A 13,370-nucleotide genomic window follows, 5' to 3' on the forward strand; every position below is an offset into this window, starting at 1 on the left:
CTGCTTATTTTATAACTCCTGAGTTAGACGACTTATGAACCCAAGTATTTTTGCGCGCCAGCCGTTAGCACTTCGTAAGACTGCCATTGTATTAATAGCAGCTCTAATATTGATGTGGTTCGATAGCAAAAATTCAGAATGGTTTAATCCAGTACGCAGTACCAGTCATGCCGCGATGCAGCCTATTTATGAGCTATCACTGTTACCGAGTTATGCCAAGCATTGGGCAGGTGGCAGCTTACAGTCTAAAGAAGCGCTGCGCCGCGAAAACATGCAATTGAAGTCTCAGCTTATCCATGCGCAAGCCAAGTTGCAGCAGCAAGATTATATTTTGGCACAAAATGCGCGCCTGCAAGGTATTTTATCAACGACCAAGCCTGAACAATTTGATCTTAATTTGGCACAGGTAATCGGTACAGACACCAACTTACTCAGACAAATCGTGGTGCTCAATAAAGGCGTTCAAGACGGGGTTCAAGTTGGACAGACAGTGATTGATGAAGACGGTATTTTAGGGCAGATTATTAATGTCTATCCCAATACCAGTCGCCTGCTATTGATTACTGATGAGCAGCAATCGGTTGCAGTTACAGTCAAGCGCACAGGTCAACGCGCTATCGTGACAGGGCAAGGTATACCAACCTCATTAAGCCTTGATTATGTGTTCAAAACCTCAGACGTGCGTGTGGGTGATGAGCTGGTGTCATCAGGATTGGGTGGGCGTATTCCAGCAGGATATCGTGTCGGGCGTATCGCCCATGTTAAAGATACTCAAGCCGATAACTTTAGAAGTATAGAAGTGACCCCAGCGGCGAACTTTATCGATAATGCATATGTATTAGTTCTGCAAGATAAGCTGGTGAATAAAAATAATATGACTCTTAATGACCGTTAAGAAGTTAGGCGCTCAATACGTAAGCATCAATCAGATAATGGCTGGCATCTATTTATTAACTGGTCTTTTTGTCGATACATTTTTAGCCATGGTTTTTACCCCATCAATGCCCACTCATGCTTTAACAGCAGCCATCAATACATTCGTTAAGGTAAGTACCCATGTCGTATCCTGATTCTGAGAATGCAACGGTACTACTGATTGCTACCATCATTCTAAGTTTTGTTATTGCGTCATCGCTTAATGTCTATCCGTTAAGTCCTAGTATGGCTACCTTACGCCCTATGGTCATGATCATGGTGCTGATTTTTTGGTTATTATTTCAGCCACGCTATGTTGGTATTTTTACAGCATTTACCATCGGTCTCATTGCTGACTTACTCATGGATACCCATTTGGGACAGCAAGCCTTTGCCGCCGTGGCAGTCGCCTTCTTCATAAAAATAACCAGTATATATATTAGGCAACTAAATACCATCAGTGCATGGTTATTAGCAAGCTTAGGATTGTTTGTTTTTCAATTATGTTTATGGATATTGCAGATGTTTATCCAGAATGTCTTTGTCGCACAATCTACCTTATCACTGTTGATGAGTATAATCAGCTGGCCATTGGTACTACTGGCTTTGCGTAAATTTGCGTCATAAGAAAAATTCTGCTAATAACCAATAAGATTGTAGCGCTGGTGTTTATTAATCATGACTAACTAATATTAATGCACTAACAGGCAGCAGTTTTCGGTAGTAGGTAGATAAATTCAGATATAAAGAGAGTAGCGATGGATATTATTTTAGCTTCTGGTTCGCCGCGCCGTCGTGAGCTGTTAGAAAGAGCACAACAAGAATTTAGCACATTGAGTGTAGATGTCGATGAAACAAAGCATGATGAGGAGTCACCCACAGACTATATCGAGCGCATGGTTGCCACTAAAGCTGAGGCTGCCATACAGCAACTAGTATCACGCTTGAAAACGGATAAAAGCTGTTTTTCTGACTCACTTATCATTCTAACGTCTGATACCATCGGTGTGCTGGCAGATGGTCAAACAGTGCTGGTCAAGCCAGTTGATCGTGAGCACGCTTATAGCATGTGGCAACAGATGTCTGATAATGTCCATGAAGTATGGACAGCGGTTCAAGCAACTTATGTATCATTATCTTCTAAAGCGGCTAACAGCCCAACTCATGAGCCAGTATTTCAAATCATTAATCAGCAACAAATCACTGAGCGTACCGAAGTGACCTTTATAGCGCTCACTGCAGAGATGATGAGTAACTATTGGGAAAGTGGCGAGCCTGCTGATAAAGCGGGTGGTTATGGTATACAAGGTTTGGGTGCTATTTGGGTCAGCCGTATCAATGGTAGCTATACCAATGTCGTGGGTTTACCGCTTCCACAAACGCTGGCGTTAATTAAAAACGTCACAGATATTAGTATCAAATAAAATACGAGACAGAACCTGATGGAGATTATTGGTCTCTCAGAGATTGGTTGTCACTCCAACCTGCTGCACATAATAACACGCGAGAGTAATGGGCGAGAGCCAGCTGCATTTGTTACACTATAAAGATAATAGACGATGAACGTCTAACAAGAAAGCTGAGAGATAAGAGAAAAACATTATGTCCGAAGAGCTGCTGATTAATATTAGTCCAATGGAATCCCGTGTCGCAGTCTTAGACAATGGCATCTTGGGCGAAATTTATATTGAACGTCATCATAAATTGGGTCTGGTCGGCAATATCTATCTGGGTACAGTCGTACGCGTTTTACCTGGTATGCAGGCAGCATTCGTTGATATCGGGCAGTCGCGGACAGCATTTTTACATGTCAATGATATGCAGCGTGAGCCGCGTCCAGTAGCAGAAAATAAAAGTAAAGCGGCTGACAATGGCGATAAAAATTCGGATAGCAATATAGAAGATGTTGTGGTAGAAAATAGTACTGATAACTTGGCTGTCACGCCACCGGTGATTAGTATACAAAATACCGAAGTCATCCCTGTGTCTAAAACGTTGATTCAACATCGCTTGCATGAAAGCCAACGTATTTTAGTGCAAGTGACCAAAGATCAGTTGGGCAGTAAAGGCGCTCGCTTGACCACCAATATATCCTTGCCATCTCGCTATTTGGTGTATCTGCCCTCAAGCGAACACATTGGTATCTCTCAGCGCATTGATGGCGAAGAAGAACGCACTCGTCTGAAGACTGAGCTATCTAGTTTGATGCAAACGGTCAATCTAAAAGGCGGTCTCATCGCTCGTACCGCTGCTGAACGTGTCCCTGTCGATAAGCTTGAAGAAGACATTTATTATTTACTGCAGCTGTGGCGTACCATCTGCGCGCGTCGCCAAGAGATGAAACAACATCAAAGTTCTGAGCTTATTTATCAAGAGCTATCATTACCGCTGCGCTCTATCCGTGATTTGGTACACGCGGATACCGAGAAAGTCATCATTGATAATGCACAAATTTATGAACAAGTCAGATCCTTTGCTCAAGAGTTTGTACCTTTTGTCTATGACCGCATTGTCCATTATACCGCTGAGCCATCCTTGTTTGATGTCCATCGCGTCGAAGATGATTTGCGTGATGCTTTAAAACGCCGCGTAGATTTAAAATCAGGTGGCTATCTCATTATCGACCAAACAGAAGCGATGACCACAATCGATGTCAATACGGGATCATTCGTAGGCGGGCGTTCGTTAGAAGATACGGTTTATAAGACCAATCTTGAGGCAACTCATGCAATTGCCCGTCAGCTGCGTTTGCGTAATCTAGGCGGTATTATCATCCTAGACTTTATTGACATGCTTGAGCAGCAGCATAAAGATGATGTGTTAGAGAGCCTGCAATCACAGCTAGTACAAGACTATGCCAAAACTAAGATTACTCAGGTCAGTGAGCTTGGGTTAGTAGAGATGACGCGTAAACGTACGCGTGAGTCGCTCGGGCAGCAGCTATGTGAGCCGTGCTCGACCTGTCAAGGACGCGGCTTTGTCAAAACGGCTGAGACAGTGTGCTTTGAGATATTCCGTGAAATCATGCGTTGTGCTCGTACTTATAACTCTCCCAAGAAATTTACGGTCGTTGCTCATGCCGCAGTCATTGATTTACTTCTCACTTCAGAGTCAGACACGGTGGCAGATTTAGAGTATTTACTTGGTAGAGTGATTACCTTTGATGTCGAAAATCTCTATACTCAAGAGCAATATGACATTGTTTTGGATTGATGTTTCATCGCTTTAGATTAACAGTGCATAGTTATCGATTCATATAAGCGTGATTGTTAAGCACAGATACTGTTGTTTACATATTACTGTTTATAAAGGGTAATATCCTAATTCGCTACAGATATTACCCTTGCAATGATTGAAATACTATGTATAATATACACCACTGAATTATATATGCGCCGCCAATCAAACAGCGGGCGCTATGACAGCTAGAGCATCGTTTCTAGCACTATTTCATTATGCCTTTGCTGACATCCTATAATGGAAGGGTCGGCGGGGCTTTAAACTATTTTGCTTTTGGCACGCTACAAGTTCGGATAAAGAACTCATTCTGGTTAAGAACAGAAGGCCGCTTTAAGTGAATATTTAACCAAACGGCTTTTGATCATATCTTTGCAAAGCAAAAATGACAAAAGCACATATTAGGAGCTTGCTGGCATGGCTAACCAGAGAATCCGTATCCGTCTTAAGTCTTTTGATCATCGTCTGATTGATCAATCTGCACAAGAGATTGTTGATACTGCAAAGCGCACCGGTGCGCAAGTTTGTGGTCCTGTACCGTTGCCGACTCGCATTGAGCGCTTCAACGTTCTAACTTCACCACACGTAAACAAAGACGCTCGTGATCAGTACGAAATCCGTACTCATAAGCGTATGGTTGACATCGTTCAACCTACCGACAAAACTGTGGATGCGCTAATGAAGCTTGACTTGGCGGCGGGTGTTGACGTTCAAATTGCTTTGGGTTAATGCACATAAACACCCAACCCATTAATATAAGATATAAAGAGGTCTAAAATGGCGATCGGTTTAGTCGGTAAAAAATGCGGCATGACCCGTGTCTTCACTGAAGCAGGCGCATCTATCCCTGTAACAGTGGTTGAGATCAGTGCTAATCGCATTACTCAAGTAAAAAATACTGATGTAGATGGCTATCAAGCCATCCAAGTTACCACAGGTACCCGTCGTGACAGCCGCGTAGCAGCAGCTCAAAAAGGTCACTTCGCTAAAGCTGGCGTTGCCGCTGGTCGTGGTGTTTGGGAATTTCGTGCCAATGATAGCGATCTTGAAGGTCGTGAAATTGGTGGTGAGATCCTAGCTGACTTGTTCGAACAAGGTCAGATGGTTGATGTCACAGGTAACAGTAAAGGTAAAGGCTTTCAAGGCGGCGTGAAGCGTCACAACTTCAGCATGCAAGATGCCACTCATGGTAACTCAGTATCTCACCGTGCCATTGGTTCAACTGGTCAAAACCAGTCACCAGGTAAAGTCTTCAAAGGCAAAAAAATGCCAGGTCAGATGGGTAACAAACGCGTTACCGTTCAGGGCCTAGAAGTGATATCGGTTGATGTTGAAAAAGGGTTACTTGTCATCAAGGGTGCTATCCCAGGTGCCACCGGTGGCGATGTCATCGTACGTCCGTCAGTCAAAGCCTAAGCAAGGGGATTAACGTGGATTTAAAAACAGTTACAGGGGCGGCAGTTGAGCTTTCTGATACGGCTTTCGGTCGTGAATTCAACGAAGCACTAGTGCATCAAGTCGTCACCGCATATCTTGCTGGTGCTCGTCAAGGTACACGCGCTCAAAAAACCCGTGCCGAAGTTTCTGGTGGTGGCATTAAGCCATGGCGCCAAAAAGGTACTGGTCGCGCTCGTGCAGGTTCTATTCGTAGCCCAATCTGGCGTGGGGGCGGTCGTGCATTCGCGGCTAAACCACAAGATTGGTCACAGAAAGTTAACCGTAAAATGTATCGCGGTGCTATGCAGTGTATCTTAGCCGAATTGATTCGCCAAGAGCGTTTGATTTTGGTCGAAGAGCTAAGCGTTTCTGGACCTAAGACTAAAGAGTTGATTGCAAAGTTAGGTGAGTTAAATGCATCACGTGCATTAATCGTCACTAAAGAAGTTGACGAAAACTTGTACTTAGCTGCTCGCAACATCCCACATGTCAATGTACTTGATACAAGTGAAGTGGATCCAGTGAGTTTGATCGCTTTTGATAAAGTGATCATGACAGTCGAAGCTGCGAAACAATTTGAGGAAGCACTAGCATGAATAACGCAAGACTTTATCAGATCCTAAGAGGACCTGTATTCTCAGAAAAATCTCAAATGCTTGGCGACTCACTTGGTGTGCAGGTATTTAAAATTGACTCTAACGCTACTAAGCTTGAAGTCAAAAAAGCGGTTGAGATGATGTTTGAAGGTGTTGAAGTTTTAAAAGTAAACACTTTGAATGTTAAAGGTAAGACAAAGCGTTTTGGTAAAAGTATCGGCCGTCGTAATGACTACAAAAAAGCCTACGTTACCTTAAAAGCTGGTCAAGATGTACAAATGGCTGATGCTGGTGAAGAGGTCGCGAATACGACTGCTTCTACTAGTGAAACAGCGAACAACGAATAAGGATTACACTCATGCCTATCGTAAAAGCAAAGCCAACATCACCAGGCCGTCGTTTTGTTGAAAAAGTGGTGCATCCACACCTTTATAAAGGTCGTCCGTTTGCAGCGCTTCTCGAATCAAAAAGTAAAACTGGTGGTCGTAACAATAATGGTCGCATAACGACTCGTCATATTGGCGGTGGTCATAAGCAGCATTATCGTATTATCGATTTCAAACGTACTAAAGACAATATCCCAGCAACGGTAGAGCGTATTGAATACGATCCTAACCGTACTGCGCACATTGCTTTACTTAAGTACGCTGATGGCGAACGTCGCTATATCATTGCTGCTAAAAAACAAGCAGTTGGCGATACAGTAATGTCAGGTGAGCTATCACCAATTCGTCCAGGTAACTGTTTACCGCTGAAAAACATTCCATTGGGTACTGTGATCCATAATATCGAACTTAAAATCGGTAAAGGCGCACAGATGGCTCGTTCTGCGGGTGCTAGCGTTCAGTTGTTAGGTCGTGAAGGTATTTATGCTATTCTACGTATGCGCTCTGGCGAAACTCGCCGTGTACACGTGAACTGCCGTGCCGTTATTGGTGAAGTTTCTAACACTGAAAACAACTTGAAATCACTTGGTAAAGCCGGTGCTTCACGTTGGCGTGGTGTTCGTCCTTCTGTTCGTGGTGTTGCTATGAACCCGGTTGATCACCCACATGGTGGTGGTGAAGGTCGTAATAAAGGTCGCCATCCAACCAGCCCTTGGGGTCAGAAGTCTAAAGGACTTAAAACGCGTAGTAATAAGCGTACTGACAATATGATCATCCGCCGTCGCGCCAAGAAGAAATAAAGGAAGAATTTCATGCCTCGTTCATTGAAAAAAGGTCCATTCATAGACGCGCATTTGTTTGCTAAAGTTGAGAATGCATTAGACACCAACTCACGCAAGCCAATTAAGACTTGGTCGCGCCGCTCGATGATCCTACCACAAATGGTTGGCTTAACCTTGTCTGTTCACAATGGCCGTACTCATGTACCGGTTATCGTGAGTGAACAGATGGTTGGTCATAAACTAGGTGAATTTGCCCCGACTCGTACGTATCGTGGTCATGGCATTGACAAAAAAGCTAAGAGATAAGGTGCTTACCATGGAAGTAACTGCAAAATTACGCGGTGCCGCCATATCGGCACAAAAAGTTAGACTCGTTGCCGATGAAGTTCGTGGCAAATCTATCGAGCGTGCTTTGGATATCCTAACGTATAGTAATAAAAAAGGCGCTGTATTTGTTAAGAAATGTCTTAACTCAGCCATCGCCAATGCCGAACACAACAACGGTCTAGATATTGATACCCTTAAAGTATCAACCATCTACGTTGATGAAGGCATTACGCTAAAACGTATCCTACCACGTGCTAAAGGTCGCGCTGATCGTATCAGTAAGCGTACCTGTCACATCACTATAAAGGTAGGAGAATAAGTTATGGGTCAAAAAGTACATCCAATCGGAATTCGTCTTGGTGTTGTAAAGAAGCATAACGCAAACTGGTATGCTAACCCTAAACAATACTCAGAATACCTAATCAACGACATTCAAGTTCGTGAATATCTGCGCCAAAAGCTTGATAGTGCTATGATTAGCAAAATCATGATTGAGCGTCCTACAGGTGCTGCTAAGATTACCATCGCCACTGCGCGTCCTGGTATCGTTATCGGTAAGAAAGGCGAAGACATCGAAAGACTTCAAAAAGAATTGACCAAAATTATGGGCGTACCTGCTCAGGTCAACATTGAAGAAATCACCTCGCCTGATCTTGATGCTCATTTAGTAGCGGAAGGTATCGCAAGTCAGCTTGAGCGTCGTGTTATGTTCCGCCGTGCTATGAAGCGCGCCGTACAGAACAGCATGCGTTCTGGTGCTAAAGGTATTAAAGTTGAGCTGTCTGGCCGTCTTGGCGGTGCTGAGATTGCTCGTACTGAATGGTACCGTGAAGGTCGTGTGCCATTGCATACACTACGCGCTGATATCGACTATTCGTCAGTACGTGCGGAAACTACTTACGGCACCATCGGTGTAAAAGTTTGGATCTTCCGTGGCGAAATCCTTGACGGTATGAACAGTGTATACAATCCCGTTAAAGAAGAGCAGACTCGTGCGCCAAAACGCCGTGGTCGTGGAAACGGAAACCGTCGAAACACAGACAGAGGTTAAACTATGTTACAGCCAAAACGTACCAAGTTTCGTAAAATGCACAAAGGTCGTAACACTGGGCTAGCTCATCGTGGAAGCACCGTTGCATTCGGACAAATTGGTCTAAAATCGTTGACTCGTGGTCGTATGACTGCCCGTCAAATTGAAGCAGCACGTCGTACCATCACTCGTAAAATTAAGCGTGGTGGTAAGATTTGGATTCGTGTATTCCCAGACAAACCAATTACCAATAAACCACTAGAAGTACGTATGGGTAAAGGTAAAGGTCCTGTAGAATATTGGGTATGCGAAATCAAACCTGGTAAAGTGCTATATGAACTCGAAGGGGTTTCAGAAGAACTTGCTCGCGAAGCGTTTACGCTTGCTGCAGCAAAACTGCCCTTTAAAACTACCATTGTTAAGCGGACGATAATGTAATGAAGATCAGTGAATTACGTGATAAATCATTAGAAGAACTGACTCAGTTACTTGATGAAAAGCAACTTGATGCTTTCCGTATTCGTATGGCTAAAGCAACTGGTCAGTTGGGTAATACCCATGAAGTACGTGTTAATCGTCGTGCGATTGCTCAGCTTCAGACTTTGATTAACGAGAAACAACGAGGCGACTCATGAGCGATAACAATCAAACAGCTAATGCTAGCGTATTGACAGGACGAGTTGTCAGTGACAAGATGGACAAGTCCATCACAGTTTTGATTGAGCGTCTGGTTCGTCATCCTTTGTATGGCAAGCAGCTTCGTCGTTCTACAAAAATCAAAGCCCATGATGAGAATAACGTTTGCCAACAAGGCGACCTTGTCCGCATCAAAGAAACGCGTCCAATCTCTAAAACCAAGTCTTGGACTTTGGTTGAAGTGGTTGAAAAAGTAGAAAAAATCTAAGTAAATTGCATTAAAAGCCAGAAGCTGTTAAAATAGCCGCCTTTTTAAGGATGCTGATTGCGCCGAGCGTATATCACTCACATTAAGAGTAGCAGCGGTTATTATTATTAAAATGCCGACTACTCATACTGTGCTAGCGGCAGCAACTGGTTTTTATTGCTCATACGTGTGGAGTAACGCTATGATTCAGGTTGAATCGATGCTGGAAGTTGCAGATAATAGCGGTGCAAGACGAGTTCAGTGCATTAAAGTACTGGGTGGCTCTCATCGTCGTTATGCATCAGTTGGCGACATTATTAAAGTAACGGTTAAAGAAGCCATTCCTCGCGGTCGTGTTAAAAAAGGCGACGTGATGAATGCTGTAGTTGTACGTACCAAAAAAGGCGTTCGTCGTCCTGATGGTTCTGTTCTGCGTTTTGACGACAATGCTGCGGTATTGTTGAACCAAAATAAAGCACCGATTGCAACTCGTATTTTTGGACCGGTAACTCGTGAACTACGTGGTGATCAGTTTATGAAAATTGTATCACTAGCACCAGAAGTATTGTGAGGTAATCCATGTCAAAATTACGTAAAGGCGATACAGTTATCGTGATTGCTGGGAAAGACAAAGGCAAGCAAGGTACTGTACAAGCTGTAAAAAATGATCGTATTAAAGTTGAAGGCATTAATATTGTCACTAAACATCAGAAGCCAAATCAGGCAACTGGCGTTGAAGGTGGCATTCTTAAGAAAGAAGCTTTTCTACATATCTCAAATGTCGCAATATTAAATGCGCAAACCCAAAAAGCTGATCGTATTACTTATCAGTTCGGCGAAGACGGCAAGAAACAACGCGTCTATCGTTCGAACGGTGAAGTAGTGGCGACTGCGTAAGACACTAAGGGTGTAATGGTAATGGCAAGATTAAAATCTTTATATAACGAAGAATTAAAGCAGCAAATCAAAGAAGAGCTTGGTTTGGCTAATGTGATGCAAGTGCCTAAAATCACTAAAATCACACTTAACATGGGTGTAGGCGGCGCGTCTCAAGACAAGAAATTGCTTGAAGGTGCAGTAGCTGACATGACCGCTATCGCTGGTCAAAAACCTGTCGTCACCAAAGCGCGTAAATCAGTTGCTGGCTTTAAAATTCGTGAAGAATGGCCAATTGGCTGCAAAGTAACGCTACGCGGTGAGCAAATGTACGAATTTTTAGATCGTCTCATTGCCATTGCAATTCCTCGTATTCGTGATTTCCGCGGTTTTTCACCTAAAGCCTTTGACGGACGTGGTAACTACTCATTGGGTATCAAAGAACAGATCGTATTCCCAGAAGTAGATTTTGACAAGATTGATCGTATCCGCGGTATGGATGTGACAATCACCACGTCAGCTCAATCTGATGAAGAAGGTCGCGCGTTGCTTAAAGCATTCGGCTTCCCATTTAAATAAGGTAAAGACGTTATGGCAAAGAAGAGCATGATTAACCGCGAATTAAAGCGCGAAAAAATGGTTGCTAAGTACGCTGATAAGCGTATCAAGCTAAAAGAAACTATCAGTGATATGACTGCAAGTGACGAAACTCGTATGGAAGCGATGCTAGAGCTACAAGCTCTTCCACGCAATTCATCGCCAGTACGTCTGCGCAATCGTTGTGCTATCACCGGTCGTCCTCACGGTTACTTCCGCAAGTTTGGCTTATCACGCAATATGCTGCGTGAGCGTGTCATGCAAGGCGATGTGCCTGGTGTTCGTAAAGCAAGCTGGTAAGGGGTAACTATATGAGTATGCAAGATACCGTTGGGGATATGCTAACCCGTATTCGTAACGCACAAATGGCTAACAAAGTATCGGTAGCAATGCCGAGCTCTAAATTGCGTAAATCAATTGCTGATTTGCTAGTTAGCGAAGGTTATGTGGCGAGCGCTGTTGTTACTGAAGAAGCAAACAATAAAGCAACCCTATCTATCGAATTGAAATACTTCGAAGGCCGTGCTGTCATCGAAACGATTCAACGTTTTAGCCGTCCTGGTTTGCGCCAGTTCCGCGGTAAAGACGCTATCCCTACTGTTAAGCAAGGTATGGGTGTTGCTATCGTATCAACTAGCCAAGGCATCATGAGTGATCGTGCTGCACGCGCTGCTGGTATCGGTGGTGAAATCGTCGCATTTGTAGCGTAAGCTACACGACGATAAAGTCTATTTGATGATTGTTAGACTTCTATTGATTGAGTAATAATGAATTATTTCAAATTGATAGGTGTCTAACGCAGTCAACTATGCTAAACTAACACGCTTTTTAGCCTGTTAGTTTTTTCGCTAATATAAAGAAGTTAATTTTTTAAGGAATATTCCTATGTCTCGTGTGGCTAAAGCCCCAGTGACACTGCCAAACGGCGTAAGTGTTACTTTGAACGATCGGCAGGTCGAAGTGAAAGGCAAGAACGGCATTTTGTCTTTACGCCTGCATGAATTGGTCGAGCTGAAACAGGAAGATGATGCGATCATTTTCTCACCTACAGTCGATTCAAAAGAAGCTATGATGCACACTGGCACCATGCGCGCTCTTGTTAACAACTATGTTAAAGGCGTGAATGAAGGCTTTGAAAAGCGTCTTCAGTTAATTGGTGTTGGTTATCGCGCACAAGTTGCTGGTAATAAGGTAACTTTGAACGTTGGTTACTCTCATCCAGTAGAATATACGTTGCCTGAAGGTGTGTCAGCTGAAACCCCAACGCAAACTGAAATTGTTTTGAAATCAAACAATAAACAGCAGCTTGGTCAAGCAGCGGCTAATATCCGCGGTTTCCGCCCACCTGAGCCTTATAAAGGTAAAGGTATTCGTTATAGTGACGAGCATGTGATTCGCAAAGAAGCCAAGAAAAAATAAGGTGAGTTGAAATGTTTGATAAAAAAGCAGCTCGTCTGCGTCGAGCTAAGAAAACCCGCGCGCATATCCGTTTCTTAGGCGTTCATCGCTTAACGGTTACTCGCACGCCAAAACATATTTATGCCCAGATTATCTCTCCTACCGGTGGTGAAGTGATTGCTCAGGCATCTACCTTAGACGGCAGCTTGCGCTCAGGCGCGACTGGTAATGCTGATGCAGCAACGTCTGTGGGCCAAATGATCGCAGAACGCGCAAAAGCAGCTGGTATCACTAAAGTTGCCTTTGACCGTAGTGGTTTTAAATATCATGGTCGAGTTAAAGCTTTAGCAGAAGCAGCTCGCGAAAACGGATTGGAGTTTTAATCATGGCTAGAAATGATAAAAATGATAAAAATGAACAGACTGACGGTCTAGTAGAACGCTTAGTTACCGTTGATCGCGTTGCAAAAGTTGTTAAAGGTGGTCGTATTTTCTCTTTCACTGCATTGACTGTAGTGGGCGATGGCAATGGTCGTGTTGGTTTTGGTCGCGGTAAAGCACGTGAAGTGCCAGCTGCTATCCAAAAAGCACTAGAAGCTGCCAAACGTAATATGATTACTGTTGAGCTTAATGATGCAACTTTGTATCATCCGATCAAAGCACGTCATGGTGCTAGTAAAGTTTATATGCAGCCTGCATCTGAAGGTACTGGCGTAATCGCTGGTGGCGCAATGCGTGCTGTATTAGAAGTTGCTGGTGTCAAAGATGTTTTGACTAAATGTTATGGTTCTACCAATACTGCTAACGTTGTTCGCGCAACGTTTAACGGTTTACGTGATATGTCAACTCCAGAGAAGATGGCAGCAAAACGTGGTAAATCTGTAGACGAAATCTTGGGTTAACTTAG

At 43.6% G+C, this 13,370-nt stretch carries 23 protein-coding genes; all 23 read left to right on the forward strand.

Annotation, left to right across the window (positions count from 1 at the left end):
• Nucleotides 1-34 precede the first annotated feature (34 nt).
• The 23 genes from mreC (at nt 35) to rpsE (ending at nt 13,365) form a co-directional block, all read left to right on the forward strand.
• The gene (mreC, locus tag Q6344_02960) at nt 35-895 is read left to right on the forward strand and encodes a rod shape-determining protein MreC (protein ID WLG14322.1); all 861 of its coding nucleotides are present in this window, start codon (nt 35-37) and stop codon (nt 893-895) included.
• 161 nt (nt 896-1,056) lie between these two features.
• On the forward strand, nt 1,057-1,542 hold the full coding sequence (gene mreD, locus Q6344_02965; protein WLG14323.1) for a rod shape-determining protein MreD: 486 nt from the start codon (nt 1,057-1,059) through the stop codon (nt 1,540-1,542).
• Between the two features lie 131 nt (nt 1,543-1,673).
• Entirely contained in the window at nt 1,674-2,339 is a 666-nt protein-coding gene (locus tag Q6344_02970; protein ID WLG14324.1) for a Maf family protein, read from the forward strand.
• A 178-nt stretch (nt 2,340-2,517) separates the two neighbouring features.
• A complete protein-coding gene (locus Q6344_02975) occupies nt 2,518-4,128 on the forward strand; it encodes an Rne/Rng family ribonuclease (protein WLG14325.1) in 1,611 nt (536 codons plus the stop codon).
• A 441-nt stretch (nt 4,129-4,569) separates the two neighbouring features.
• Entirely contained in the window at nt 4,570-4,881 is a 312-nt protein-coding gene (rpsJ, locus tag Q6344_02980) for a 30S ribosomal protein S10 (GenBank protein WLG14326.1), read from the forward strand.
• A gap of 48 nt (nt 4,882-4,929) precedes the next feature.
• On the forward strand, nt 4,930-5,568 hold the full coding sequence (gene rplC / locus Q6344_02985; protein WLG14327.1) for a 50S ribosomal protein L3: 639 nt from the start codon (nt 4,930-4,932) through the stop codon (nt 5,566-5,568).
• A gap of 14 nt (nt 5,569-5,582) precedes the next feature.
• The gene (gene rplD / locus Q6344_02990) at nt 5,583-6,185 is read left to right on the forward strand and encodes a 50S ribosomal protein L4 (GenBank protein WLG14328.1); all 603 of its coding nucleotides are present in this window, start codon (nt 5,583-5,585) and stop codon (nt 6,183-6,185) included.
• Nucleotides 6,182-6,532 carry a 50S ribosomal protein L23 gene (gene rplW / locus Q6344_02995; GenBank protein ID WLG14329.1) on the forward strand — a complete coding sequence of 117 codons (351 nt, stop codon included), beginning with the start codon at nt 6,182-6,184 and terminating at the stop codon, nt 6,530-6,532. Before rplD ends, rplW begins: the two co-directional genes overlap by 4 nt.
• Nucleotides 6,533-6,543: 11 nt before the next feature.
• Nucleotides 6,544-7,371 carry a 50S ribosomal protein L2 gene (gene rplB / locus Q6344_03000; protein WLG14330.1) on the forward strand — a complete coding sequence of 276 codons (828 nt, stop codon included), beginning with the start codon at nt 6,544-6,546 and terminating at the stop codon, nt 7,369-7,371.
• 12 nt (nt 7,372-7,383) lie between these two features.
• Nucleotides 7,384-7,659 carry a 30S ribosomal protein S19 gene (gene rpsS, locus Q6344_03005; GenBank protein ID WLG14331.1) on the forward strand — a complete coding sequence of 92 codons (276 nt, stop codon included), beginning with the start codon at nt 7,384-7,386 and terminating at the stop codon, nt 7,657-7,659.
• Nucleotides 7,660-7,669: 10 nt separating this feature from the next.
• A complete protein-coding gene (gene rplV / locus Q6344_03010) occupies nt 7,670-7,999 on the forward strand; it encodes a 50S ribosomal protein L22 (GenBank protein WLG14332.1) in 330 nt (109 codons plus the stop codon).
• Nucleotides 8,000-8,002: 3 nt separating this feature from the next.
• On the forward strand, nt 8,003-8,731 hold the full coding sequence (gene rpsC / locus Q6344_03015) for a 30S ribosomal protein S3 (GenBank protein ID WLG14333.1): 729 nt from the start codon (nt 8,003-8,005) through the stop codon (nt 8,729-8,731).
• A gap of 3 nt (nt 8,732-8,734) precedes the next feature.
• Nucleotides 8,735-9,148: a 50S ribosomal protein L16 gene (gene rplP / locus Q6344_03020; protein WLG14334.1), complete on the forward strand. Its 414-nt coding sequence runs from the start codon at nt 8,735-8,737 to the stop codon at nt 9,146-9,148.
• Entirely contained in the window at nt 9,148-9,345 is a 198-nt protein-coding gene (gene rpmC, locus Q6344_03025; GenBank protein WLG14335.1) for a 50S ribosomal protein L29, read from the forward strand. Before rplP ends, rpmC begins: the two co-directional genes overlap by 1 nt.
• Nucleotides 9,342-9,614, forward strand: a complete 273-nt coding sequence (gene rpsQ / locus Q6344_03030) for a 30S ribosomal protein S17 (protein WLG14336.1) — start codon at nt 9,342-9,344, stop codon at nt 9,612-9,614. Before rpmC ends, rpsQ begins: the two co-directional genes overlap by 4 nt.
• A 181-nt stretch (nt 9,615-9,795) precedes the next feature.
• Nucleotides 9,796-10,164: a 50S ribosomal protein L14 gene (rplN, locus tag Q6344_03035; protein ID WLG14337.1), complete on the forward strand. Its 369-nt coding sequence runs from the start codon at nt 9,796-9,798 to the stop codon at nt 10,162-10,164.
• Nucleotides 10,165-10,172: 8 nt separating this feature from the next.
• Nucleotides 10,173-10,490 (forward strand): 50S ribosomal protein L24, encoded by a 318-nt coding sequence (rplX, locus tag Q6344_03040; GenBank protein ID WLG14338.1) that lies wholly within the window; start codon nt 10,173-10,175, stop codon nt 10,488-10,490.
• 21 nt (nt 10,491-10,511) lie between these two features.
• A complete protein-coding gene (gene rplE, locus Q6344_03045; protein WLG14339.1) occupies nt 10,512-11,048 on the forward strand; it encodes a 50S ribosomal protein L5 in 537 nt (178 codons plus the stop codon).
• A gap of 12 nt (nt 11,049-11,060) precedes the next feature.
• Complete coding sequence (gene rpsN, locus Q6344_03050) at nt 11,061-11,366, forward strand: 30S ribosomal protein S14 (protein WLG14340.1); 306 nt, start codon at nt 11,061-11,063, stop codon at nt 11,364-11,366.
• Between the two features lie 11 nt (nt 11,367-11,377).
• Nucleotides 11,378-11,776, forward strand: coding sequence for a 30S ribosomal protein S8 (gene rpsH / locus Q6344_03055; protein ID WLG14341.1), 399 nt, complete (start codon nt 11,378-11,380; stop codon nt 11,774-11,776).
• Nucleotides 11,777-11,951: 175 nt separating this feature from the next.
• Complete coding sequence (gene rplF, locus Q6344_03060) at nt 11,952-12,485, forward strand: 50S ribosomal protein L6 (protein ID WLG14342.1); 534 nt, start codon at nt 11,952-11,954, stop codon at nt 12,483-12,485.
• Nucleotides 12,486-12,496: 11 nt separating this feature from the next.
• Nucleotides 12,497-12,847 (forward strand): 50S ribosomal protein L18, encoded by a 351-nt coding sequence (gene rplR, locus Q6344_03065; protein WLG14343.1) that lies wholly within the window; start codon nt 12,497-12,499, stop codon nt 12,845-12,847.
• Between the two features lie 2 nt (nt 12,848-12,849).
• The gene (rpsE, locus tag Q6344_03070; GenBank protein WLG14344.1) at nt 12,850-13,365 is read left to right on the forward strand and encodes a 30S ribosomal protein S5; all 516 of its coding nucleotides are present in this window, start codon (nt 12,850-12,852) and stop codon (nt 13,363-13,365) included.
• The last annotated feature ends 5 nt before the right edge of the window (nt 13,366-13,370 follow it).

Origin of the sequence: Psychrobacter cibarius, from assembly GCA_030686115.1 — a bacterium.
In the GTDB taxonomy this organism is placed as follows: Bacteria; Pseudomonadota; Gammaproteobacteria; order Pseudomonadales; family Moraxellaceae; genus Psychrobacter; species Psychrobacter cibarius_C.